Raw genomic sequence first — 22931 nt, forward strand, 5'->3', positions numbered from 1 at the left:
GCAAATCTAGGATTTGTCCAGGAAGTCACACCCAAACTGGGGGTACTCACATGCCAGGCGCCATCTATGCCGAAGGCCTGGTGAAGACGTTCGGCGACGTCACGGCTCTGGACGGCGTGGACCTCGACGTCCCCGAAGGCACCGTCCTCGGCCTGCTCGGTCCCAACGGCGCCGGCAAGACCACCGCCGTACGCGTCCTGACCACCCTGCTCCAGCCCGACCGCGGTAAGGCGGTCGTCGCGGGCATCGACGTGCTCAAGCATCCCACCGAAGTGCGGCGCGCGATCGGCCTGTCCGGCCAGTTCGCCGCCGTCGACGAATACCTCACCGGCCGCGAGAACCTGCGCATGGTCGGCCGGCTCTACCAGATGAGCGGCAAGGCCGCGAAGGTGCGGGCGGGCGAACTGCTCGACCGCTTCAACCTCGCCGACGCCGCCGACCGCCCCGCCAAGACGTACTCCGGCGGCATGCGCCGCCGCCTCGACCTCGCGGCCGCCCTCGTGGTCTCGCCGCCCGTCATGTTCATGGACGAGCCGACCACCGGCCTCGACCCGCGCAACCGGCAGCAACTGTGGGAAGTCATCCAGGAGTTGGTGGCCGGCGGCACCACCCTGCTGCTCACCACCCAGTACCTGGAGGAGGCCGACCGCCTGGCCCACGACATCTGCGTCGTCGACCACGGCAAGGTCATCGCCCGCGGCAGCTCCGACCAGCTCAAGGCCCGCACCGGCGGCGAGCGCGTCGAGGTCGTCGTCCACCAGGGCGACCAGATGGAGCCGGCCCGCGGCGTCCTCGCCGGCTTCGGCAAGGGCGCGGTCAAGGTCGAGGAACACACCCGCCGCCTCACCGTCCCGGTCTCCGGCGGCGCCAAGCTGCTCGCCGAGGTCATCCGCGAACTCGACGCCAGGGGAGTCGAGATCGACGACATCGGCCTGCGCCGCCCCACCCTCGACGACGTCTTCATCTCCCTGACCGGCCACGCGGCCGAGACCGCCGCGGACGGAACCGCGGACGGAACCGGGGACGGACCGGGCCCGGACGGCGAAACGGTCCGCCGGCCCGACGTACAGAAGGAGCAGACCCCGTGAGCGCCCTGAGCGATTCCCTGGTCCTCGCCCAGCGGAATCTGATCCGCATGAAGCGGATCCCCGAAGTGGTCCTGTTCGGCCTGATCCAGCCGATCATGTTCGTCGTCCTGTTCACCTACGTCTTCGGCGGATCCATCCAGGTCGGCGGCTCGCTCTCGCAGCAGAGCTACCGCGAGTTCCTCATGGCCGGCATCTTCGCGCAGACCGTCACCTTCGCGACGGCCGGCGCCGGCGCCGGCATCGCGGACGACATGCACAAGGGCCTCATCGACCGCTTCCGCTCGCTGCCCATGGCGCGCGGCGCGGTGCTCACCGGACGCACCCTGGCGGACCTGGCACAGACCGCCGTGACCCTGGTGGTGCTGGCCGGGGTCGCCCTCCTGATCGGCTGGCGCATCCACGACGGCGTCCCCAAGGCCCTCGCCGCGTTCGGCCTGCTGCTCCTGCTCGGGTACGCGTTCTCGTGGATCGGCGCCCTGATCGGCCTGTCCGTGCGCACCCCCGAGGCGGCCACCTCCGGCGGACTGATCTGGCTGTTCCCGCTGACCTTCATCTCCAACGCGTTCGTGGACTCCAACAACCTGCCGGCGTTCTTCCGGCACATCGCGGAGTGGAACCCGTTCAGCACCACCGTCCAGGCGTCCAGGGAGCTGTTCGGCAATCTGCCGCCCGGCTTCCAGACACCGGACGCCTGGCCGATGCGGCACGCGATCCTCGCCTCGGTGCTGTGGTCGCTGCTGATCCTGGTGGTCTTCCGGGCACTCGCGGTCCGCAAGTACCGCAGGGCGGCGGGCTGAGCGGACGGGCGGAAGGGACGGACCGAGGAGGCTCCGGACACGCCTACACTCCCTGCATGGCACAGAAGATCGTCACCATCTACACCGATGACCTCACGGGTGAAGAAACCACCGAGGCGGCCACGCACCAGATCGTCATCGACGGCGTGGCTTACGAGATCGACCTCGCTCCGGAGAGCTACGACAAGTTCCTCGAAGCGGTGGCCCCCTTCACCAAGGCGGGCCGCCGGGTCCGCGCCGGCAAGGCCAAGGCGGCGCCCGCACGGCCGAACGGCGCCGGCGGCAACGACACCGCGGCCATCAGGGCCTGGGCCAAGGAGAACGGCCACCACGTGAACGACCGCGGCCGGGTCCCCGCCGAGGTCCGCGAGGCCTACGAGAAGGCCGCGAAGTAACGGAGCCCGGCCCCAGGGCGGCCTCCACGCCGCGGGGACACGACGCGAAGCCCCCGGCCGCTCGAAGGCGGCCGGGGGCTTCCTGGTGCGTACGGCGCTCCGTTCGGCGCGGGCTCGTCAGCCGTTGAACGGGACGGCCGCGAGGATCTTCACCGAGGCCTTGTTGCCGTTGGGCAGCTCGTACTCGGCGTCCTCGCCGACCTTCTTGCCGTTCACGCCGGAGCCGAGCGGCGACTGCGGCGAGTACGTCTCGATCTCCGTCGAGGCGTACTCACGCGAGGCCATCAGGAATTCCAGGGTGTCGTCCGGGTCGCCGTCGAAGGCGATCGTGACGAGCATGCCGGGGGCCACCACGCCGTCCGCGGCAGGGGCCTCACCGACCTTGGCGTGCTCGAGGAGCTGGGTCAGCTGGCGCACCCGGAGCTCCATCTTGCCCTGCTCCTCCTTGGCCGCGTGGTACCCGCCGTTCTCCCGGAGGTCACCCTCCTCACGGGCCGCCGCGATCTTTACGGCGATCTCCGTGCGCGCGGGACCAGACAGGTACTCCAGCTCGGCCCTGAGCTGGTTGTACGCCTCCTGGGTCAGCCAGGTGACGTTGTCGCTGGTCTGGGTCACAGGTGCTCCTCGTCGGTACTGGGTATACAAAGCATCGCCCTACCCAGAAGCATGTGCCTGGTTGGGTGGGCGAAACCACGAGCCTAACAATTCAGGTGCCCCAGGGGGAGGACATAAACCGCTAGAACTTCATCGACGCAGGTCAGAAACGGTACGTCGGCACGGTTGACGTCCGCCGCCCGGACGGCGGGCGGGGCGGACCGGTCAGCCGGACTGGCAGCTGACCAGATCGGCGGCGGTGGCCCGCGAGGTCGTGGTGATCGTGACCACCCGGTCGACCTGCTTGACCGGCTCGTCGAACCGGAAGTCCGCCCGGCCCACGTCGTCCCCGCTGGTCTGCTGGGCGCGCAGGGTGCAGGTGCCCTTGGCGTCCTTGCCCTTGGTCACTTCGAGGTGCACCTCGACCTTGGTGTCCGAGACGACCTTGAACTTGATCACCTGGGCGGAGAGCGACTGCCCGCCCACGTAGTCCACGCCGATCCAGACGACCACACCGAGCAGCGCGGCGCCGAGCACCGAGCCGACGACCTTCAGCTTGCGGTCCGCGCGCTGGTCCGCCGAGCGCCCGTAGCGCCCCTGGGGAAGCTGCTCGCGCACAGCGGCCATGATCGTCCTCCTGCTGGTGGGGATACCCGGAATTTTCCGTCCCCCGATTCGGTCACTATAGAAGCCGCCCCACGCACGGATCACAGAGGGCGCCCCGTTTACTTACTGAGTCACCGAGGATCGAGTCTTGACTGAGCAGCTGCGACTGATGGCCGTCCACGCCCACCCCGACGACGAGTCGAGCAAGGGCGCGGCCACCATGGCGAAGTATGTGTCCGAGGGGGTGGACGTGCTGGTCGTGACCTGCACGGGAGGCGAGCGCGGCTCCATCCTCAATCCCAAGCTCCAGGGCGACGCCTACATCGAGGCGAACATCCACGAGGTCCGCAAGCGCGAGATGGACGAGGCCCGCGAGATCCTCGGCGTCCGCCAGGAGTGGCTCGGTTTCGTCGATTCGGGCCTGCCCGAGGGCGACCCGCTGCCGCCGCTGCCCGAGGGCTGCTTCGCCCTGGAGGACGTCGACACCGCGGCCGGCCGTCTGGTCCGTTCCATCCGTCACTTCCGTCCCCAGGTCATCACGACCTACGACGAGAACGGCGGCTACCCGCACCCCGACCACATCATGACCCACAAGATCACGATGGTGGCCTTCGACGGAGCGGCCGACACCGAGAAGTTCCCCGAGGCCGAGTTCGGCCCGGCCCACCAGCCGCAGAAGCTGTACTACAACCAGGGCTTCAACAAGCCGCGCACGGTTGCCCTGCACGAGGCGCTCCTCGCCCGCGGCATGGAGTCCCCCTACGGCGACTGGCTGGAGCGGTGGAAGGAGTTCGGCCGCGCCGAACGCACGCTGACCACGCACGTTCCCTGCGCCGAGTTCTTCGAGATCCGGGACAAGGCGCTGATCGCGCACGCCACGCAGATCGACCCCGACGGCGGCTGGTTCCGCGTTCCGCTCGACCTCCAGAAGGACGTCTGGCCGACCGAGGAGTACGAGCTGGCGAAGTCGCTCGTGGACACTTCCCTCCCCGAGGACGACCTCTTCGCGGGCGTACGCGACAATGCCTGATATGAGCGCAAGCCTCGCAATGACGCACTTGGTCCCGCTGGCCGCCGAACTCAACGACGACAAGGTGACGCCGGGCGTCCTCGGGTTCGTCGTCTTCGCGGCACTCGCCCTCGGCGTGTGGATGCTGATGAAGTCGATGAACCGCCACATGGGGAAGGTCTCCTTCGAGGAGGCGCCGGACGCCTCCCCGTCCACGGACACCCCGGCGGCGGCCCCGGCCAAGGGCGCACCGAACAAGGCCTGACCCCGGCCCACCGGCCGCCGAACGCCCCCGCCGCGCCCGTCCAGGGCGCGGGGCGGGGGCGGCGTTCGGCCGTGGCCGGGCGTCAGCGTCCCGACGCCACCGGCACCCCCATGACCTCCCGGGCGTGCCGGTCCGGGACCATGCCCAGCTGCCAGGCCTGCCACCCCGCCTCCAGGGAGATCCCGCGCTCCAGCATGAGCGCGAAGGCCTCCGCGCAGTCCTCCAGCTTGCCGTCGCGCGCGTCGTGCGCGGCCCGCAGCAGCTGGGCCACCTCCTCCTGCGCCACCGCGGTCCCGACGTCCACACCGCCGGCGCCCGCGAAGGGGAGCAGCGTGCAGCGCAGGAAGCGCGACCAGTCCCCGCCGCGCCGGTCGTCGTACGAGGCGAACAGCGCGGTCGCCTCGTCGCACAGGGCGAGCGCCGGGCCCGGACGGCTGTTGCCCGCGTCGATCAACGCCAGCTCCAGACAGGTCCAGGCCTCGCCGTGCGCCACCCCGATGCGGTGGAAGTCGGCGCGCGCGTCGACCAGGAGCTGCCGCGCGAAGCCCGAATTGCGGAGATTGCCGGTCTGGGCGGCCCGCTGGTCGCGGGTGACCCGGCCCGAGTGGTGGCGGGCGCACGCGAGACCGTACACATCGCGCATCCGCGAGAACATCGTGCGGGCCCGCTCCAGCTCCCGCACCGCCTGGTCGCGGTCGCCGCGCTCCTCGAGGGCCTGGCCCAGGTAGTACAGCGTCCACGCCTCGCCGCGCGCGTCCTCCTGCTCGCGGTGGCGCGACAGGGCCTGGCGGAGCCCGTCCGCCGCGGCCGTCGCGTCGCCCTCGACGAGCCGGGCCCGCGCCAGCTGGGTCAGCGCCCACGCCTCGCCGCGCCCGTCACGCGTACGCCCGTACAGTTCGAGCGCGGTGCGCAACTCGCCCTCCGCGCGCGGTACTTCACCGGTGCGCAGATAGAGCTGACCGAGCTGGAAGTGGGTCCACGCCTCGCCGTGCAGCGACTCGTTCTCGCGGTGCAGGGCGAGGGCGGTGGCCAGCAGGGTCCGCGCGGCGGCGAGGTTCGAGCGGTCGCGCTCGACGGCCGCCAGGGCGTGCAGCGACCAGGCGCGGTCGCCCGCCAGCTCCTCGCCCGCCTGGAGATCGATCGCCTCGCGCAGCCGGGCCGCGGCCTCCGCGAGATTGCCCTGGTGGTGCAGGGTGATGCCGAGCGAACACAGCGCGAGCGCCTGGCCCGCGTCGTGCTGCGCCTCGCGGTAGAGGTTGACCACGGACGACAGCGTGGTGCGCGCGGTGTCGAGCTCGCCGAGCTGGCGGGCCGCGATGCCGGTGCGCCACTGCACGGACCGTACGAGCAGCCCCTGGTCGACGGCCTGCGTCAACTCGCTGATCTCGCCCAGGCGGTAGAGGTCGCCGCGCAGCAGGCAGTAGTCGCAGAGCGCACCCAGCAGGCTGAGGACGGCCTCCTGGTCGACGCCCTCGGCCTGGCGCAGGGCCGCCGTGATGAAGCTCGACTCGTCGTCCAGCCAGCGCAGCGCCGCGTCGAGCGAGGGGAAGCCGTGACCGCCGAACTGACCGGCCCGCGTCGACATCTTGCCGTCGACCATGCGGCCCACCGCGTCCGCGAGTTCGGCGTAGTTGCGGATCAGGCGCTCCTGCGCGGCGACCCGCTCGGCCTGCTCCTCCTCGTCGGCGAGCCGCGCCTCGGCGAAGGCCCGCACCACGTCGTGCAGCCGGTAGCGGCTGCCGCGCACATGGTCGATGAGCCCGGCGCGGGCGAGCGCGGTGAGCTGGCGCTGTGCCTCCTGCTCGTCCGCGCCGAGCAGCGCCGCCGCGGCCGCCGCGCCCAGTGAGGCCCGGCCCGCCAGCGCGAGCCGGCGCAGGAGGCGGCGGGCCGGCTCGGACTGGTCGGTGTAGCGCAGCCACAGCGCCCGCTCGGTGGGCGCGACCGGGCCGTACGCGCCGAGATCCGCGGCGAGCGCCCGCGCCGAGCGCGGCCCGAGCGAGGACCCGGCGACGCGCAGCGCCAGCGGCAGCCCGCCGCACAACTGCCGTACCAGCTCGGCCGATTCGCCGTCGTAGGGATCGGTGTCCGTCCCCTCGGCGGCCTCCCGCAGAAGCTCCTCGGCGCCCGCCGCGTCCAGCGGCTCGACCGCGAGCTGGTGGACCCAGGCGGGGAAGTCGGCGGGCAGGTCGAGCGGCTTGGACGAGGTGACGAGGACCAGGCCCTCGGAGCGCTGCGGCACCAGAGTGCTCACCTGCTCCGCGTCGTCGGTGTCGTCGAGGACGACGGTGACCGGGAGGTCCGTCAGATGCTGGTGGTAGAGCTCGGTGAGCCGGCGTACCTGCTGCTCGGGCGAGGTCCTTCCCCGCGGGCTCGGCTCCGCCCGGTCGGGGGAGACCCCGTTGCGGAAGAGGAGCTGTTCGCGGGGCGCGCCGAGCCGGTTGAGCAGGTGGAGCAGCGCGTCGCGGGTGGGCAGCGGGTGCTCGCCCGCGAGGCCGCCGCCGCGCATGTCGACGAGGCAGGCGCCGCGGAACTGGTCGCGCAGCCCGTGCGCCGCCCGCAGCGCCAGGGTGCTGCGGCCCGAGCCCGGTGCGCCGTGCAGGACGACGACGACCGGGCGGGTCTCGGTCGAGGCGCGGGCGGCCTGCACCCACTGCGCGATCCGCGCCAGCTCGGGCCGCCGCCCCGCGAACGGGCCCTGCGGGTCGGGCAGATGACCGAACGACTGCTCGAGGACCGACCTGCGTCGGGCCGCCGCGCTCTTGTCGGTGCCGCGCAGCTGCGTCGGCACCTTCTTCTTCTGCTGCGGCTTGGGACTCACCGCCCGCTGCTGGTCGAGGAAGGGCCGGATGCCGCGTACTTCGAGCGCGGTCAGCCACTGCAGCCGCAGCTGTTCGAGGCCGCCGGGCTGGGCGAGCGCCCCGGCCCTGCGGTGCGCGGCCGGCAGGTGCGAGAGCGTCACCTTGGCGACCGTGGCGGCGGCCCCGGCCACCAGCACGGCCGCGCCCGTGCCCACCGCGCCGCCCGCGCCGAGCCCCAGCGCCAGATCGACGACCACGGCGACGAGCGCGCCAACACCCGTGGCCAGTACGCCCGTTGTTCCCCCGTCCCGCCGGAACCGCTCCCCGAACGAGAGCTGCCCGACCGCCGCCTCGTCCAGCGCGTCGGTGTACGCCGCGTACTCCTCCGCCGCGCTCTCGGCCAGCGCATCGAGCGCGCCCCGGCCCCGGGAGAGCAGCGCGCTGCCGTCGGACCGCCCGCCGGAGCGCCGCACCTCTTCCTCCACGGCCCGCACCAACAGCCTCTCGGCCTCGGCCCGATGGCTGTCCCGCATATCCGTCCCCCTCAAGAGAGCCCCGTCGTCCGCGTGCGCATCCAGTGTCGTGCGTGACGTGGCCGGGCGCGAGGGAGTCGGCGGATCATCTCCCTTGTGGGGGAGGGGGATTGTGGGGCGTTGGCCCTACTTCCTGCACCACGCGGTGGTGACGCCAGCAGCTGTGGTCCGTGCCGAACCTCAGCCCTGCGTGTGATCTGGCTCACGCGCTTACTCGTCATTGGTTGCGTCGGCGGCTCAGACGCCTCAGACATCCGACCCGTTGGAGCTGCACTAAGCGTGTGTGGGAGTGTGCGCAGCTACGCTGCGCAGATGACGCGCCGGGCTATGGCAGCCACTCGTAGCCCAGCGATTCAACGCTAATCTCGGGGCAGATCGATCATCTGTGGGGGGTTCAGCCCGTGCAGTCGAACGATCTCTTGCATGCGCAGAAGAGCTGCGCATATTTCCTACCGAGGGAGTCGGGAGCAATGAGGGCGTTCATCGAACTGCTGGGCAAGGCCATGCAGACCACGGGGGCAACGCTGAGGTTGTCCCTCCTGATCGCGGTCATCGCGGGGGCGTACTTCATCAGTCATGTCAAATAGGGCAAGAAGGGTCGAGAAGGAGAGGCATTCGATGATCGGACAAGCGGCGGGCCGGGCAGCGGAAGTCGCCGAGCGGTTGTGGCGGTCCTACGTGCCCTACCGGCGCGGCCGCGGTACGGCCGGGGACCTCGACGTGATGCTGGCGATTCTGGTGCTGGCCGACTTCGCGGCGGCGGAAGGCCGACCCGATAGCGACTTCGTCAAGCGGTGGAATCGTGCGTCGGCTGAGGCCGCCATCGGGTTCTCCCCGGTGGCAGACCTGCGGGGTGCTCTGCAGGAGGCGGCTAGGCGGCCGGGGTTTCCGCTGCCCTGGTCCGCCGACCTCGATCTTGGGAGTGAGTCGGACGATGCCGCCTGGATGACGGCTTTCGTGGCGGCGTTGGAGTCGAGCCCCGGCCTTCGAGAGGCCAAGGCGGCCGATGTCTCTGAGCTTCTGCTCCAACGGCATGCCGCTGAAGGAGCTTTGCCGGGCGGTGAGTTCTACACGCCGCGAGGGGTCGCTGACCTGTTGGTCGAGCTGACCGAGCCCGGCCTCGGAGACCGGATCATGGATCCGGCCTGCGGTACCGGAAGCGTGCTCGCGGCCGCCGCTCGATATCTGGCTGGCCGGGGGGGTGTCGGCGGCAACTCGTTCGAGGCGTATGCGGTGGATCGGAACAACGTGCGTCCGGCGATGTTGAACCTGGCCCTCCACGGCGTGAGTGTGCCGCAGGTGCAGCCAGCAGATCCGGCGACGCTGCTGCAGGATCGGAACTTGGGCCGCGCCGACCGGGTGCTGAGTAACCCACCGTTCAATCAACGACTTGAGGGGTGGGGACAGCAGCAGATCATCGCACCACCGGAGTCGAGCGCCAACTTCGCCTGGTTGCAGCTTGCTTGGTCTCAGCTCAAGGAGGGCGGTACCGCGGCGGTGGTGATGCCTGCTCGGGCGGCTTGGGCGGGCGGGGCGGAGGCCGTGATCCGCCGTGAAATGGTTGCTGTGGGCGCGGTTCTTGGTGTGATCGCCCTGCCGGCACGCCTGTTTGCGGGTACCAATATCGCCGTTGACGTTTGGGTCCTCGGGCGAGGCCTCGCATCTCGCCCGGAGCACAGTCCCGACTCGGTGTTCTTTGTCGACGCGCGAAGAGCCGCGGGCCAGGTGGCGGAGCGACCGCGCGTATTGTCCGGAGAAGACATCGAACGCATCGCGGATCGCTTTCATCGCTGGCGCGAAGGCGCGGAGGGTACGGACGAACCTGGTTTCTCTCGATCGGTCGCCTACGCCGAACTCATCGAAAATGCGGGTAATTTGGACCCGCGATCATATCTTCGGACGGAGGCAGCGCAGGGTGGGGCCGCGAGCCTGAGCGCAACGCTGGCCGCGTTCCAACGCCACAACCGCGAGACATCCGCGCATGGCGAGGAACTGGCACAGATCGCCGAAACGCAGGATCAGCTGGCGCAGGACGGCATCCCATGTCACAACCTGCCGCTGAGGGACGTGGTGGGCGGCGGCACGTCCGTCCGTGGTGGTCCCGTTCGTCTGCTCGCAGGGCCTTCGGGAAGCCTGGTGCCGGCCCAGAATTACGTACAGGCCGGGGGAGTTCCTGTGGTGATGCCCAAGGACATCTCAGATATCGGGTTCATCGAGGACGGCATCAAGTACATCTCCGAGGAGCATGCGGAACGGCTTGACCGCTTTCGGCTGAATCCCGGGGACGTCGTGGTCGCCCGTCGGGGCGATCTCGGGCGCTGCGCCGTGGCCGGACGGGAACAGGCGGGCTGGGTCTGTGGCACCGGATGCTTTGTGATCAGGCCGCCGGACACCGTTGACTCCCATTATCTGGCGGCATTCCTGCGCAGCCCAGGCGCTCGGAATTGGCTCGACGCCCATTCGACCGGGAGTCACGCCTTGCGCACTATTTCGCTGGAGGTACTTGGCATGCTGCCCGTCGCCCTTCCCGATCTCGATGCCCAGAGGTCCATCGGTGAGGTCTTGGAAAGGTTCGGCGCCCACGAGAAGCGGTTGCTGGAACAGTTGGCCGAAACGCGGGACATCCGCGACAGGGCACTGAACAGCTTTCTGACTAGGTGAGCGCGGTGGGGCGCGAGACGAGAGCCCGGCGCAGCAGGATTTCGGTTCGGCCGGATTCCATTCGCTTGCCGTCGTGCTACGGGCGTCGGTAAGAGGGATAGCGACATGGACTCGGCCACGTGACCCTCGTGGAATGCTGCCGCGAGCCTGCCGAGGAGGCGGCGATGGACGTCGTGCCCGACGTGCTGTGGGCGACGGCTCAGATGTACGGGTGGATAGGTTGCTCGAAGTGCAACTGGGCCCCGAGCCAAGGCGGTTGTTCCCGCCGGCCGCCCTGAGGAGGCCGCCGGGAACTGCGATGTCGGCACTGACGGTCAAGTGCCGACCGCAGGCGCCCTCTCCACTTCTCAGGTGACCCTGAGATCGACAGCGATGGAGAAAGGCGCAGTGGCCTTCACTACGCCGGTGAACATCTCGCCGTCCCTGTAAGCCTTGGTGGCGGGGTCGAGGACGTAGGTGTAGACGATCGGGACGCCGGTGGCGGCCTGCTCGATCCGCCAGTAGAAGGGGATGCCTGCCTTGGCGTACTGGTCGACCTTCACGACGCGGTCGGTTGTCTCCGAACCGGGTGACACGACCTCGACGACCAGGAGCACGTGCTCGGGGCGGGTGGGTGTGAGGTCGATGGTCTCGGCCCGGTAGACGATGACGTCCGGACGGCGGTTGGTGAGGGGAACGTCCTGCAAGCGGACGTCGAAGTCCGTGTCCGCGTTCCAGTCCGGGCCCGCGGCGGCGTCCAGGGCGTTGGCCAGGATGCGGGCCAGCCGGTTGTGGCGCTTGGAGGCGCTCGGGCTCACGACGACCATCCCGTCCACGATCTCGATGCCGGCGCACTGCTCCTCGGACCAGGAGTCGTACTGCTCCGCGCTGATCTGCGTGTGCATCCACGCGGGCGCCACCATCTCGGCGGTCATGTGTACCTCCTTCGAGGAAGCCTCAGCAGTCCCGGTGCTGCTGAGGCCAGCCTACTGTCCGTCGATGTCGCGCTGCCCGGTGTCAGCGGTGCCCGCCCGTCGCACCCCCCGTTCGCACCCCGACCCGTGGCGCAGCCGCGTCGTGGGGGCCGGTGCGCGAGGATTGGGGCATGGCCAACCGACTCGCGCAGACCACCTCCCCGTACCTCCTCCAGCACGCCGACAATCCCGTCGACTGGTGGCCCTGGTCGCCCGAGGCGTTCGAGGAGGCCAGAAAGCGGGATGTGCCTGTTCTGCTGTCCGTCGGCTACTCGGCGTGCCACTGGTGTCACGTCCTCGCGCACGAGTCGTTCGAGGACGAGGTCACTGCGGCCTACATGAACGAGCACTTCGTCAGCGTCAAGGTCGACCGTGAGGAGCGGCCCGACGTCGACGCCGTCTACATGGAGGCCGTGCAGGCCGCTACCGGGCAGGGCGGCTGGCCCATGACCGTGTTCATGACGCCGGACGGCGAGCCCTTCTACTTCGGTACGTACTTCCCGCCCGAGCCGCGGCACGGCATGCCCTCGTTCCGGCAGGTGCTCGAAGGTGTGCAGGGCGCGTGGGCCGGCCGGCGCGACGAGGTGGCCGAGGTCGCCGGGAAGATCACGCGTGATCTGGCCGCGCGCGAGCTCGACCACGGCGCGGGCGGGTTGCCCGGCGAGGACGAGCTGGCGCAGGCGCTGCTCGGGATCACCCGGGAGTACGACCCCGCGAGCGGCTGGCTGGGCGGCGGGGACACCAAGTTCCCGCCGAGCATGGTCATCGAGTTCCTGCTGCGCCACCACACGCGTACCGGCTCCGAGGCGGCCCTCGAAATGGCCGAGGGCATCTGCGAGGCGATGGCCCGCTCCAGCCTCTACGACCAGCTGGGCGGCGGCTTCCACCGCTACGTCCTGCGCCCGCGCCCGGGGGGCACGCTCGTACCGCACTTCGAGAAGATGCTGTACGACAACGCCCTGCTGTGCCGGGTCTACGCCCACCTGTGGCGCGTCACCGGCTCCGCGCTCGCGCGCCGCGTCGCCCTGGAGACCGCCGACTTCATGGTGCGCGAGCTGCGCACGAATGAGGGCGGCTACGCCTCCGCGCTCGACGCCGACAGCGAGGACGGTGCGGGGCACCATGTCGAGGGCGCGTTCTATGTGTGGACGCCCGCGCAGCTCAGCGAGGTGCTCGGTGAACCGGACGGAGCGGCTGCGGCGCGGCACTTCGGGGTGACCGAGGAGGGCACGTTCGAGGAGGGCTCGTCCGTGCTCCAACTCCCTGAGGGTGGCGGGGAATTGGCGGACGGGGTACGCGAGCGGCTCCTCGCGGCGCGTGAGCTGCGGGTGCGGCCGGGGCGGGACGACAAGCTCGTCGCGGCCTGGAACGGCCTGGCGATCGCGGCGCTCGCCGAGGTCGGCGCGCTCTTCGACCGGCCGGACCTGGTAGAGCGAGCGACCGAGGTGGCGGACGTCGTCGTACGCGTCCACATGGACGACCACGCCCGGCTCTCCCGTACCTCCAAGGACGGCCAAGTCGGCGCCAACAGCGGGGTGTTGGAGGACTACGCCGATGCCGCCGAGGGCTTCCTCGCGCTGGCGTCGGTGACGGGGGAGGGGGTGTGGCTGGAGTTCGCCGGCTTCCTGCTCGACATCGTCCTCGACCAGTTCGTCGGCGAGGGCGGCGCGCTGTACGACACCGCGCACGACGCGGAGCAGCTCATCCGGCGCCCCCAGGACCCGACGGACAACGCGACGCCCTCCGGGTGGACGGCGGCGGCCTCGGCCCTGCTGAGCTATGCGGCACACACCGGGTCCTCGGCACACCGGGAGGCCGCGGAGGGGGCGTTGGGGGTGGTCCGGGCGCTCGGGCCGCGGGCGCCGCGGTTCATCGGGTGGGGGCTGGCGGCGGCCGAGGCGGTGCTCGACGGGCCCCGGGAGGTGGCGGTGGTGGGCGCGCCCACCGATCCGCTGACGGGGGCGCTGCACCGCGCGGCGCTGCTCTCGGCCGCGCCGGGGGCGGTGGTGGCGGTGGGGGTGCCGGACGGTGAGTTCCCGCTGCTTGCGGGGCGGTCGTTGGTGGGTGGGGTGCCGGCGGCGTATGTGTGCCGCCGCTTCACCTGTGACGCGCCGGTGACCACCCCGGAGGGGCTGGCGGAGGCCCTGACCTGACCCCGGCCGGCGGCGGGGCTTCCCTGCCCCCCAACTCCCTGGGGCTCCGCCCCGACCCCGTCCGCGTTCTCCCGCCCACCTCCCGTGCGGCGAGGCCCCCTGGGGCCCGGCCCCCTGGGGCTCTGCCCCAGACCCCGTTCGCGCCTTGAGGGCGCTTGTCCTCAAGCGCCGGACGGGCTGGGGGTGTGCATGCTGCCCGGCATCGATCCTGCTGGGGGCGCGGGGAACTGCGCGGGACGCGGGCACGGTCTGCAGGCGAAGGCGGGGTTGCTGGGGCTCCGCCCCAGACGCCGTTCGCGCCTGAACGGCGCTTGTCCTCAATCGCCGGACGGGCTGGGGATGTGCATGCTGCCCGGCATCGATCCTGCTGGGGGCGCGGGGAACTGCGCGGGACGCGGGCACGGTCGGCAGGCGAAGGCGGGGTTGCCTGGGGCTCCGCCCCAGACCCCGGTTCGGGCCTGAACGGCCCTCGTCCTCAATCGCCGGAAGGGCTGAGGTCGCCTCGATGGGCCGGGGTCGAGTGGCCGGGCGGGTGCGTGGGGGTCGGTGGGCCGGTGATCGCGGTGAGGCGGAGCCTGGTCTCGTCCTCGCTGCCCGGCACGGCGGTCATGATGACGATCTTGCGTTCGGAGTCGCCGTCGGTCAGGACGTCGCAGTCCACCGTGACCGGCCCCACCGACGGGTGGTCGATCGTCTTGTGGTCCTCGCGGTGCGCGGCCACCTCCCCGGTCGCCCACAGCCCGGCGAACCTCCCGTTGCCCGCGTTCAGTTCGCGGATCAGCGCGGCCAGGCGGCTGTCCTGGGGGAAGCGGCCGGTGGCGCGGCGCAGGTCGGAGACGACGGCGGCGTCGGTGGCGTCGCGGTCCGCCTCGGTCACCGGCCACAGCGCGAGGTGGGCGGGGCCGGCGTCCACCGGGAACCTGTCGCGGGCGAAGTTGCGCAGCCGCGGTGGCGAGGCGGAGGGGTCGCCCAGCAGGGCGGCCCACCCGCGGTTCCACCACACCAGCTGCCAGTCCGCCGCGAACACGGCGACCGCCACGTCCCCGAGGCGGGCGAGCACCCGTTGCACGCCGGGCGGGAGGTGGTCGGAGATCGTTCCGTCCACCGGCGGTACGAGCTGGGCTAGGCGGTACAGGTGGTCCCGCTCGGCGGTGGACAGTTGCAGGGCCCGCGCCAGGGACGCCACCACCGACGCCGAGGGTGTCGTGGCACGCCCCTGTTCCAGGCGCACGATGTAGTCGACCGACACCCCGGCCAGGTCGGCCAGTTCTTCGCGCCGCAGCCCGGCCGCCCGGCGCCCGCGGGCCACCGGCAGCCCGGCGGCCGACGGGGGCAGCCGGTCCCGCCACGTGCGGATCATCACGCCCAGTCCGGTTCCAGGTGTCGCCGACATGAGCTCCATCCTCCTGCATCCCCGGTCGCGCACGGGGGCGCGAGGGTGGTACTGGGCTTCCTACCGTCGAACCGTCCCTGGTCCGCCGCCCCGGCCGGGAGCAGAGTCGACGGCATGACGATCACCTTCATCACCGGAGCCAACAAGGGACTCGGCCGCGAGACCGCCCGCCGCCTCATCGAGTGCGGCCACACCGTGCTCGTCGGAGCACGCGACCGCGAACAGGGCGAAGAGGCCGCCGCTGCGCTCGGCGCGCGCTTCGTCCCCATCGACGTGACGGACGACGCCTCCGTGGCCGCCGCGGCCGCGGACGTCGCCGGACACGAGGGCAGGATCGACGTCCTGATCAACAACGCTGGTGTGCACGGTCCCGTCGGCGATCCCAGTGGCCTCACCGCCGCCGACGCCCGCGACGTCCTCGACGTCAACGTCATCGGTGTCATCCGGACCACCACCGCGTTCCTGCCGCTGCTGCGCCGCTCGGACGACCCGGCGATCGTCAACGTCAGCAGCGGCATGGGGTCCCTCGCCCTCACCCACGACGCCGGCCGGCCCGAGTCGCACGTCGTCGCGCCGCTGTACACCTCCTCGAAGGCGGCGCTGACGATGTTGACCACGCAGTACGCCAAGGGGCTCAAGGGTGTCCGCGTCAACGCTGCCGACCCCGGCTACACCGCGACCGACCTCAACGGGCACAGCGGCTTCCAGACCGTCACCGAGGGCACGGACGCGATCGTCGCTCTCGCCACCGAGGGGCCCGGCGCCGGCAGTGGACGCTTCGTCTCCCGCCATGGCGAGATCGCCTGGTCCTGACACCGCCCCCGCCTACACCGCCCGCGCCCATACCGCCCGTGCCTTCACCGCTCGTGCCCACACCGCCGTGCCCATACCGCCCGTGCCCACCACGGCGCCGCGGGGATGCACCTTGATTACGACTCGTACGCGCCCTAGGTGCCCAGCGGGAGGCCCGCCTCAAGGGTGTCCAGGGTCTGACCGATGAGCGTCAGGATGTCGTCCTCATGGCCCCGTTCCGCCCAGTACACCGTCGTCTCGTGCAGCGCGCCCAGCACCGCCATCGCGAACACCCGCACCTCCAGATCGACTTCCCGCCCGCTCCGCTCCGCGAGCACCTCGCAGAGCTGCCGACTCGTCGAGGCCATCGACTCCATCATCCGGGCCCGCAGCGCCGGCACCTCCACCATCAGCCGCGTCCGCTGCACCGTCTCCTCGCGGTCGTCGAGCAGCGCGAGCCGGGTCGCCTCGGTCACCACGTGCCGCAGGGACCGCAGCGGCGGCTCCCCGGCCGGCCGGGCCCGCATCTCCCGCAGCAGGATCGGGTCGAACTCGTCGGTGAGGACGATGTCCTCCTTCGTCGGGAAGTAGCGGAACACCGTCGAGGGGGACACCTCCGCCGCCTCCGCGATCTGCTCGACCGTCGTGGCCTCGTACCCCTGCTCCGCGGTCAGCCGGTACATGGCCCGGCGGATCGCGACGCGCGTCTTGATCTTCTTGCGCTCGCGCAGGCTCAGTCGTGGTCGCAGGCCGTCCTCGGACACGGCGGAACTGGCGCTGGTACGGGGCGTGGCGTGCATGGGCTTCATTGTCCGGCAGGAGGCAGGAGGCAGGAGGCAGGAGGCAGGAGGCAGGAGGCAGGAGGCAGGAGGCAGTCGGCGTCCCCGCGCAGGGCGAGGGCCCCGGCGCATCACGCGCGCCGGGGCCCTCGCGGCCGAGCCGGGTCCGGAGGGCTACCCGTGCTGGTAGGCCACCAGCGAGATGCCCACGTAGTGCACGACGAACGCCGCGAGCGTCAAGGAGTGGAAGACCTCGTGGAAGCCGAAGAAACGCGGCGACGGGTTCGGGCGCTTGAGGCCGTAGATGACGCCGCCCGCGCTGTAGAGGAGCCCGCCCACGATCACCAGGACCAGCACCGCGATGCCGCCGGTGCGCATGAAGTCGGGCAGGAAGAAGACCGCGGCCCAGCCCATCGCCAGGTAGCACGGGGTGTAGAGCCAGCGCGGGGCGCCGATCCAGAAGACCCGGAAGACGATGCCGGCCGCCGCGGCCGCCCAGATCGCCCACAGCAGGACGCGGCCCGTGGAGCCGGGCAGCAGGAGCAGGGTGAGCGGGGTGTAGGTGCCCGCGATGATGAGGAAGATGTTGGCGTGGTCCAGGCGGCGCAGGATCGCCTCGCCGCGCGGGCCCCAGTTCCCCCGGTGGTAGAGGCCGCTGACTCCGAAGAGCAGACAGGCGGTCAGGGCGAAGATCCCGCAGGCGATCCGCGCCTTGGCGGACCCCGCGAAGGCGGTCAGCACCAGGCCCGAGATCAGCGCGGCCGGGAACATCCCGGCGTGCAGCCAGCCGCGCATCTTCGGCTTCACCATCTGCGTCACCGGGTCGATCACGTCAGCCATCACCTGATCAGTCATGGTCCGCATGCTACCTACGGCTCCGTAAGTTACGCATAGGTACGGCCTGTTACTCAGGGTCCGGCGGCCGTCGGGTAAGTGAACGGCAAATGGCAGTTAAGAAGGCGGTAAGTGGTGATGCTCACGTGAGAGGCCCCCTGGACATATGGGCGATCGACGCGGAAGATCAGATGAGTGCGGTCGGCACCGGATGAGCGCCAAGAGGATCCACGGGGTCAAGCATCCGGGTCGCAGCCCCCACGGGGCGGCAATGAAGTAGTTCGTCAAACCCTCCCGAAGACCTCATCTAGGAGCGATCGTGGCGCGCGATATCGCGGCTCCCCTCTCTGTCCCCACCAAGCACCAGGAACTGATCTCGTGGGTCAACGAGATCGCGGAACTGACCCAGCCGGACAGTGTGGTCTGGTGCGACGGATCCGAGACCGAGTACGAGCGCCTGTGCGGGGAGCTCGTCGCCAAGGGCACGTTCAAGAAGCTGGACGAGGCCAAGCGCCCCAACTCGTACTACGCCGCCTCCGACCCGCGTGACGTCGCCCGGGTCGAGGACCGCACCTTCATCTGCTCCGAGAAGGAGGAGGACGCGGGCCCGACCAACCACTGGAAGGCCCCGGCCGAGATGAAGGACATCTTCGCGGGGGAGAAGGGCATCTTCCGCGGGTCGATGCGCGGCCGCACGATGTACGTCGTGCCCTTCTGCATGGGCCCCGTCGGCTCGCCGCTCTCCGCGATCGGCGTCGAGATCACCGACTCCGCGTACGTCGCCGTGTCGATGCGCACCATGACCCGCATGGGACAGCGCGTCCTGGACGAGCTCGGCACCGACGGCTTCTTCGTGAAGGCCGTCCACACCCTGGGCGCCCCGCTGGCCGAGGGCGAGGCCGACGTGCCGTGGCCCTGCAACACCACCAAGTACATCTCGCACTTCCCCGAGTCGCGCGAGATCTGGTCCTACGGCTCGGGCTACGGCGGCAACGCCCTGCTCGGCAAGAAGTGCTACGCGCTGCGCATCGCCTCCGTCATGGCGCGCGACGAGGGCTGGCTCGCCGAGCACATGCTCGTGCTCAAGCTGACCCCGCCGAACGGCGAGGCCAAGTACGTCACGGCGGCCTTCCCGAGCGCCTGCGGCAAGACCAACCTCGCCATGCTGGAGCCGACCATCCCCGGCTGGAAGGTCGAGACGATCGGCGACGACATCGCCTGGATGCGCTTCGGCGAGGACGGCCAGCTGTACGCGATCAACCCCGAGGCGGGGTTCTTCGGCGTCGCGCCCGGCACCGGCGAGCACACCAACGCCAACGCCATGAAGACCCTGTGGGGCAACTCCGTCTTCACCAACGTCGCGCTCACCGACGACGGCGACGTGTGGTGGGAGGGCATGACCGAGACGACGCCCGCGCACCTCACGGACTGGAAGGGCAACGACTGGACGCCCGCGTCCGACACTCCGGCCGCCCACCCCAACGCCCGCTTCACCACGCCGGCCGGGCAGTGCCCCACCATCGCGCCGGAGTGGGAGGACCCCAAGGGCGTGCCGATCTCGGCCATCCTCTTCGGCGGCCGCCGCGCCTCCGCGGTGCCGCTGGTGACCGAGTCCTTCGACTGGAACCACGGCGTCTTCCTCGGCGCGAACGTGGCGTCCGAGAAGACCGCGGCCGCCGAGGGCAAGGTCGGCGAGCTGCGCCGCGACCCGTTCGCGATGCTGCCGTTCTGCGGCTACAACATGGGCGACTACATGGCCCACTGGGTCAAGGTCGGCGCCACCGCGGACGCCGCGAAGCTCCCGAAGATCTACTACGTCAACTGGTTCCGCAAGAACGACGCGGGCAAGTTCGTGTGGCCCGGCTTCGGCGAGAACAGCCGCGTCCTGAAGTGGATCGTGGAGCGCCTCGAAGGCAAGGCGGAGGGCGTCGAGACGCCCATCGGCATCCTGCCGACGAAGGAGTCCCTCGACACCGAGGGCCTCGACCTGCCCGAGGCCGACCTCGACTTCCTGCTCAAGGTCGACACCGAGATCTGGCGCGAGGAGGCGGCGCTGGTCCCCGAGCACCTCAACACCTTCGGCGACCACGCGCCCAAGGAGCTGTGGGACGAGTACCGCGCCCTGGTCTCCCGCCTCGGCTGAACCGTTCCCTCGAAAACCCCCTCCGGTGCGGGCCCGCCGCCTGTCCTGGCACGGCCCGGCCGGAGGTGAAGCGGCGGGTCGGTTCGACATCCGCCCTGACCTGTGGGGTCACGCGTGACCCGCCGCGCATCGCCGGCCCCCGGAGCCCCCTCACGGCTCCGGGGGCCGGCCCCTTTCCTTCCTCGGTACGAGGCCGTCCCGGCTCAGCTGAGCAGCCAGGCTCCGATCCCCAGCGCGGCCAGGACGCCGACGACCGTCAGATTGACGCGCCGGTGCGCGAGGAAGATCGCCGCGAACTCGCGGAGCGTGGCGCTGGGCCAGAAGTACGCCGCCGTGGGCGACCCCACGACCTGCCCGTCGACCCCGGTGGCGCGCGCCGTCAGCGCCGCCCGGAACGCGTGGAAGTTGTTGGTCACGATGACGCACCTGTAGTCGGGCGACGGCCCGGCGGACATCAGCTCCGCGCTGTAGCGCAGGTTCTCCTCGGTCGTACGGGAGCGGTCCTCCAGCAGGATGTCCCCGGCCGGAACGCCCTTCGCGGTCAGGTACGCGGCCATCGCGTGGGACTCGGGCAGCTTCTCGTCGGAGCCCTTGCCGCCCGAGACGAGGAGCAACGGGCGTTTGCCCCGGTCGCGTTGGGACTCGTAGATCCGGCGTCCGCGCTCCAGCCGGCTGGCCAGGAGCGGCGGCACCCGGTCGCCGCCGGTGAGGCCGCAGCCGAGGACCACCACGTAGTCGAGGTCCTTGCGCGGCTGGAGGCGCCCGTACAGAAAGGCGTAGGCGATGAAGCAGAAGAAGAGGAACGACACGTAGCCGACGATCAGCGTCAGGGTGACGCCCGCGATCGCCAGCGTGCGGGAGCCGCTCGCCACGGCGGTGATGAGCAGGGCCACGAGGCCGAGGATGCCGAGGCCGGCCAGGAAGGACAGCAGGTTGGCCGGGCTGCGGCCCTCCCTGCGGATCATCTTCACGCCGTTGGAGAGCAGCAGGAACGGCAGCGCGCACGCGCCGACGACCGGCACCAGGAGCAGGGCGACCGTGGCCCATTTGAGGACCGGGTGCGCGGGGCCGGTCGTGTCGTCGACCAGCACGAGCAGGGCGAGGGTCAGGAAGACGACGGCGAGGCCGAGGTAGACGGCGTTGCTGAAGCGTCGGCGGTCGCGCAGGACGCCGATGCCGAACAGGACGAGGAACAGAGCCGCTAGGGCATAGGCGAACACGCCCACATCGTAGGCAGCGCGGGGGAGTTGCACGGGGCCGGGCCGAAGCCCGGCCCCGCACCATCGGTGGCACCCGGTCCGCGGACCTCCGCGGCTCGCGGACCGGGGCCGATCAGGGGCCGCTCAGGAAGCGGCGGTGAGCGCGGTGGCCGCGGCGTGGGCGTCCATGCGCTCCGCGGCCAGGATCGCCGACGCGGTGTCCGCGCGCGAGGCGGCGACGACCAGGGCGCGGCCCGCGAGCGCGTGGGCGCGGGCGTGCAGGGCGCCGGCGTCGGCGCCGCTGAGCCCCGCGTGGCGCACCGGGGGGAGGCCGCCGCGCAGCCGGGCGACCTGGCGGGCGATGGCGTCGCCTGCGTCGGTGAGGCCGAGCTCGTCGGTGACGGCGAGCAGCGCGGAGAGATGGCCGGCCAGCTGGATGTCCAGTTCGTCCTCGCGGGAGCGGTGCGGGACGCGCTCACTGTCGGCGGCCATCGTGCGGTGGACCGACTTGGTGCGGATCGGCTCGTACATGGGAATGGCCTCCTGAACGTCTCAGGAAGCCATCCTAGCTTAGATTCTGTCTAAAGTTGACCCCGATCGGGTGTGCGACCGGGCCCGGCTACATCTGGCTGTAGCCGTCGAGGAACTTCCCGATCCGCGTCACCGCGTCGGCCAGGTCCTTCGCGGCAGGCAGGGTCACGATGCGGAAGTGGTCGGGCTCGGGCCAGTTGAACCCCGAGCCGTGCACCACCATGATCTTCTCGGCCCTGAGCAGGTCGAGGACCATCTGGCGGTCGTCCTTGACCTTGTAGACGGCCGGGTCGAGGCGCGGGAACAGATACAGCGCGCCCTTCGGCTTCACACAGGTCACGCCGGGGATCTGGGTGAGCAGGTCGTACGCCGTGTCCCGCTGCTCCAGGAGGCGGCCGCCCGGCAGGACCAGCTGCTCGATCGACTGCCGGCCGCCGAGCGCGGTGGCCACCGCGTGCTGGGACGGCATGTTCGCGCACAGGCGCATGTTCGCGAGGATGGTCAGGCCCTCGATGTACGAGGTCGCGTGGGCCTTCGGCCCGCACACCGCGAGCCAGCCCGAGCGGTAGCCGGCCACCCGGTAGTTCTTCGAGAGCCCGTTGAAGGTGAGCACCATCAGGTCGGGGGCGATCACCGCGGTCGGGGTGTGGGTGGCGCCGTCGTACAGGATGCGGTCGTAGATCTCGTCCGAGCAGACCACCAGGTTGTGGCGGCGGGCGATCTCGGTGAGCCCGCGCAGCATCTCGTCGTCGTACACCGCACCCGTCGGATTGTTCGGGTTGATGATGACGATGGCCTTGGTGCGGTCGGTGACCTTGCGCTCGATGTCGGCGAGGTCCGGCATCCAGTCGGCCTGCTCGTCGCAGCGGTAGTGCACGGCGGTGCCGCCCGCGAGGGAGACCGAGGCCGTCCACAGGGGGTAGTCCGGCGCGGGGACGAGCACCTCGTCGCCGTCGTCGAGCAGCGCCTGCATCGACATCTGGATCAGCTCGGAGACGCCGTTGCCGATGTAGACGTCCTCGACGCCGAGCTCGATGCCCTTGGTCTGGTAGTGCTGCATCACCGCGCGGCGCGCGGACAGCAGGCCCTTCGCGTCGCCGTAGCCGTGCGCGCCCGACAGGTTGCGGAGGATGTCCTCCAGGATCTCGGGCGGGCACTCGAAGCCGAACGCCGCGGGGTTGCCCGTGTTCAGCTTGAGGATGCGGTGGCCCTGCGCTTCGAGGCGCATCGCCTCTTCGAGCACCGGGCCCCGGATCTCGTAACAGACATTCGCGAGCTTCGTCGACTGGATCACCTGCATGACGGCCACCTTACGGGCGCGTTTCGCGGCATGCCGCGTGTTTTGGGGCCGGGCGGGTGGGTGCGGCGCGCCCGGCGCGCGTCCCCTTCCCTTCCTGGCTTCCATCGC

The 22931-nt window shown here is 70.8% G+C and carries 19 protein-coding genes; 9 read left to right on the forward strand and 10 right to left on the reverse strand.

The genetic code is table 11. The annotated features are described in order from the left end of the window. The first annotated feature begins 50 nt into the window (after positions 1-50). From OOJ98_RS18570 to OOJ98_RS18580, 3 genes are read left to right on the forward strand one after another with little or no spacing between them, the layout of a single operon-like run. On the forward strand, positions 51-1088 hold the full coding sequence (locus OOJ98_RS18570; protein WP_267056012.1) for an ATP-binding cassette domain-containing protein: 1038 nt from the start codon (positions 51-53) through the stop codon (positions 1086-1088). After that, a complete protein-coding gene (locus tag OOJ98_RS18575; protein ID WP_267056013.1) occupies positions 1085-1885 on the forward strand; it encodes an ABC transporter permease in 801 nt (266 codons plus the stop codon). The genes OOJ98_RS18570 and OOJ98_RS18575 overlap by 4 nt, the downstream gene beginning before the upstream one ends. Before the next feature lie 56 nt (positions 1886-1941). After that, on the forward strand, positions 1942-2280 hold the full coding sequence (locus OOJ98_RS18580) for an Lsr2 family protein (RefSeq protein WP_267056014.1): 339 nt from the start codon (positions 1942-1944) through the stop codon (positions 2278-2280). 117 nt (positions 2281-2397) lie between these two features. Here the strand turns inward: OOJ98_RS18580 and greA are convergent, their stop codons facing one another. Both greA and OOJ98_RS18590 read right to left on the reverse strand, forming a co-directional pair. Continuing rightward, positions 2398-2895 carry a transcription elongation factor GreA gene (gene greA, locus OOJ98_RS18585; RefSeq protein WP_267056015.1) on the reverse strand — a complete coding sequence of 166 codons (498 nt, stop codon included), beginning with the start codon at positions 2893-2895 and terminating at the stop codon, positions 2398-2400. A gap of 204 nt (positions 2896-3099) precedes the next feature. Then, the gene (locus OOJ98_RS18590) at positions 3100-3501 is read right to left on the reverse strand and encodes a DUF4307 domain-containing protein (protein ID WP_267056016.1); all 402 of its coding nucleotides are present in this window, start codon (positions 3499-3501) and stop codon (positions 3100-3102) included. 127 nt (positions 3502-3628) lie between these two features. Here OOJ98_RS18590 and mca point away from each other — a divergent pair, with 127 nt between their 5' ends. Both mca and OOJ98_RS18600 read left to right on the forward strand, forming a co-directional pair. After that, positions 3629-4510, forward strand: coding sequence for a mycothiol conjugate amidase Mca (gene mca, locus OOJ98_RS18595; RefSeq protein ID WP_267056017.1), 882 nt, complete (start codon positions 3629-3631; stop codon positions 4508-4510). Further along, positions 4503-4754 (forward strand): hypothetical protein, encoded by a 252-nt coding sequence (locus OOJ98_RS18600; RefSeq protein ID WP_267056018.1) that lies wholly within the window; start codon positions 4503-4505, stop codon positions 4752-4754. The genes mca and OOJ98_RS18600 overlap by 8 nt, the downstream gene beginning before the upstream one ends. 82 nt (positions 4755-4836) lie before the next feature. Here OOJ98_RS18600 and OOJ98_RS18605 read toward each other — a convergent pair whose 3' ends face one another. Then, entirely contained in the window at positions 4837-8085 is a 3249-nt protein-coding gene (locus OOJ98_RS18605) for a tetratricopeptide repeat protein (RefSeq protein WP_267056019.1), read from the reverse strand. Between the two features lie 618 nt (positions 8086-8703). On the opposite strand from OOJ98_RS18605, the gene OOJ98_RS18610 reads away from it, so the two are divergent. Then, the gene (locus tag OOJ98_RS18610) at positions 8704-10746 is read left to right on the forward strand and encodes an N-6 DNA methylase (protein WP_267056020.1); all 2043 of its coding nucleotides are present in this window, start codon (positions 8704-8706) and stop codon (positions 10744-10746) included. A 347-nt stretch (positions 10747-11093) separates the two neighbouring features. On the opposite strand, the gene OOJ98_RS18615 is transcribed toward OOJ98_RS18610, so the two are convergent. After that, positions 11094-11660, reverse strand: coding sequence for a Uma2 family endonuclease (locus tag OOJ98_RS18615; RefSeq protein ID WP_267056021.1), 567 nt, complete (start codon positions 11658-11660; stop codon positions 11094-11096). 170 nt (positions 11661-11830) lie between these two features. Here OOJ98_RS18615 and OOJ98_RS18620 point away from each other — a divergent pair, with 170 nt between their 5' ends. Then, positions 11831-13852, forward strand: coding sequence for a thioredoxin domain-containing protein (locus tag OOJ98_RS18620; protein WP_267056022.1), 2022 nt, complete (start codon positions 11831-11833; stop codon positions 13850-13852). A 475-nt stretch (positions 13853-14327) separates the two neighbouring features. Here OOJ98_RS18620 and OOJ98_RS18625 read toward each other — a convergent pair whose 3' ends face one another. Next, positions 14328-15254 (reverse strand): helix-turn-helix transcriptional regulator, encoded by a 927-nt coding sequence (locus OOJ98_RS18625; protein ID WP_267056023.1) that lies wholly within the window; start codon positions 15252-15254, stop codon positions 14328-14330. A 105-nt stretch (positions 15255-15359) separates the two neighbouring features. Between OOJ98_RS18625 and OOJ98_RS18630 the strand changes: the two genes are divergently transcribed. Beyond that, the gene (locus OOJ98_RS18630) at positions 15360-16058 is read left to right on the forward strand and encodes an SDR family NAD(P)-dependent oxidoreductase (RefSeq protein WP_267056024.1); all 699 of its coding nucleotides are present in this window, start codon (positions 15360-15362) and stop codon (positions 16056-16058) included. 134 nt (positions 16059-16192) lie between these two features. Here the strand turns inward: OOJ98_RS18630 and OOJ98_RS18635 are convergent, their stop codons facing one another. Together OOJ98_RS18635 and OOJ98_RS18640 are read right to left on the reverse strand one after the other, a co-directional pair. Beyond that, complete coding sequence (locus OOJ98_RS18635) at positions 16193-16837, reverse strand: TetR/AcrR family transcriptional regulator (protein WP_267056025.1); 645 nt, start codon at positions 16835-16837, stop codon at positions 16193-16195. A gap of 153 nt (positions 16838-16990) precedes the next feature. Further along, positions 16991-17671, reverse strand: a complete 681-nt coding sequence (locus tag OOJ98_RS18640; RefSeq protein WP_267056026.1) for a hemolysin III family protein — start codon at positions 17669-17671, stop codon at positions 16991-16993. Between the two features lie 298 nt (positions 17672-17969). Between OOJ98_RS18640 and OOJ98_RS18645 the strand changes: the two genes are divergently transcribed. Then, positions 17970-19793, forward strand: a complete 1824-nt coding sequence (locus tag OOJ98_RS18645; protein ID WP_267056027.1) for a phosphoenolpyruvate carboxykinase (GTP) — start codon at positions 17970-17972, stop codon at positions 19791-19793. A 203-nt stretch (positions 19794-19996) separates the two neighbouring features. Here OOJ98_RS18645 and OOJ98_RS18650 read toward each other — a convergent pair whose 3' ends face one another. From OOJ98_RS18650 to OOJ98_RS18660, 3 genes are all read right to left on the reverse strand, one after another. Then, a complete protein-coding gene (locus tag OOJ98_RS18650; protein WP_267056028.1) occupies positions 19997-21013 on the reverse strand; it encodes a YdcF family protein in 1017 nt (338 codons plus the stop codon). Between the two features lie 123 nt (positions 21014-21136). Then, positions 21137-21523 carry a hypothetical protein gene (locus tag OOJ98_RS18655; protein WP_267056029.1) on the reverse strand — a complete coding sequence of 129 codons (387 nt, stop codon included), beginning with the start codon at positions 21521-21523 and terminating at the stop codon, positions 21137-21139. A gap of 88 nt (positions 21524-21611) precedes the next feature. After that, the gene (locus OOJ98_RS18660; protein ID WP_267056030.1) at positions 21612-22823 is read right to left on the reverse strand and encodes a pyridoxal phosphate-dependent aminotransferase; all 1212 of its coding nucleotides are present in this window, start codon (positions 22821-22823) and stop codon (positions 21612-21614) included. Between the last annotated feature and the right edge of the window lie 108 nt (positions 22824-22931).

This window comes from Streptomyces sp. NBC_00083, assembly GCF_026343295.1.
Lineage (GTDB): Bacteria > Actinomycetota > Actinomycetes > Streptomycetales > Streptomycetaceae > Streptomyces.

What these genes read in the sequence shown, in the direction of transcription:
- OOJ98_RS18625 (WP_267056023.1), bottom strand. Translation starts at nt 15,254, where the DNA reads ATGGAGCTCATGTCGGCGACACCTGGAACCGGACTGGGCGTGATGATC.
- OOJ98_RS18630 (WP_267056024.1), top strand. Translation starts at nt 15,360, where the DNA reads ATGACGATCACCTTCATCACCGGAGCCAACAAGGGACTCGGCCGCGAG.
- OOJ98_RS18600 (WP_267056018.1), top strand. Translation starts at nt 4,503, where the DNA reads ATGCCTGATATGAGCGCAAGCCTCGCAATGACGCACTTGGTCCCGCTG.
- OOJ98_RS18570 (WP_267056012.1), top strand. Translation starts at nt 51, where the DNA reads ATGCCAGGCGCCATCTATGCCGAAGGCCTGGTGAAGACGTTCGGCGAC.
- OOJ98_RS18580 (WP_267056014.1), top strand. Translation starts at nt 1,942, where the DNA reads ATGGCACAGAAGATCGTCACCATCTACACCGATGACCTCACGGGTGAA.
- OOJ98_RS18620 (WP_267056022.1), top strand. Translation starts at nt 11,831, where the DNA reads ATGGCCAACCGACTCGCGCAGACCACCTCCCCGTACCTCCTCCAGCAC.
- OOJ98_RS18605 (WP_267056019.1), bottom strand. Translation starts at nt 8,085, where the DNA reads ATGCGGGACAGCCATCGGGCCGAGGCCGAGAGGCTGTTGGTGCGGGCC.
- OOJ98_RS18610 (WP_267056020.1), top strand. Translation starts at nt 8,704, where the DNA reads ATGATCGGACAAGCGGCGGGCCGGGCAGCGGAAGTCGCCGAGCGGTTG.
- OOJ98_RS18660 (WP_267056030.1), bottom strand. Translation starts at nt 22,823, where the DNA reads ATGCAGGTGATCCAGTCGACGAAGCTCGCGAATGTCTGTTACGAGATC.
- OOJ98_RS18655 (WP_267056029.1), bottom strand. Translation starts at nt 21,523, where the DNA reads ATGTACGAGCCGATCCGCACCAAGTCGGTCCACCGCACGATGGCCGCC.
- OOJ98_RS18615 (WP_267056021.1), bottom strand. Translation starts at nt 11,660, where the DNA reads ATGACCGCCGAGATGGTGGCGCCCGCGTGGATGCACACGCAGATCAGC.
- OOJ98_RS18635 (WP_267056025.1), bottom strand. Translation starts at nt 16,837, where the DNA reads ATGCACGCCACGCCCCGTACCAGCGCCAGTTCCGCCGTGTCCGAGGAC.
- OOJ98_RS18640 (WP_267056026.1), bottom strand. Translation starts at nt 17,671, where the DNA reads ATGACTGATCAGGTGATGGCTGACGTGATCGACCCGGTGACGCAGATG.
- OOJ98_RS18590 (WP_267056016.1), bottom strand. Translation starts at nt 3,501, where the DNA reads ATGGCCGCTGTGCGCGAGCAGCTTCCCCAGGGGCGCTACGGGCGCTCG.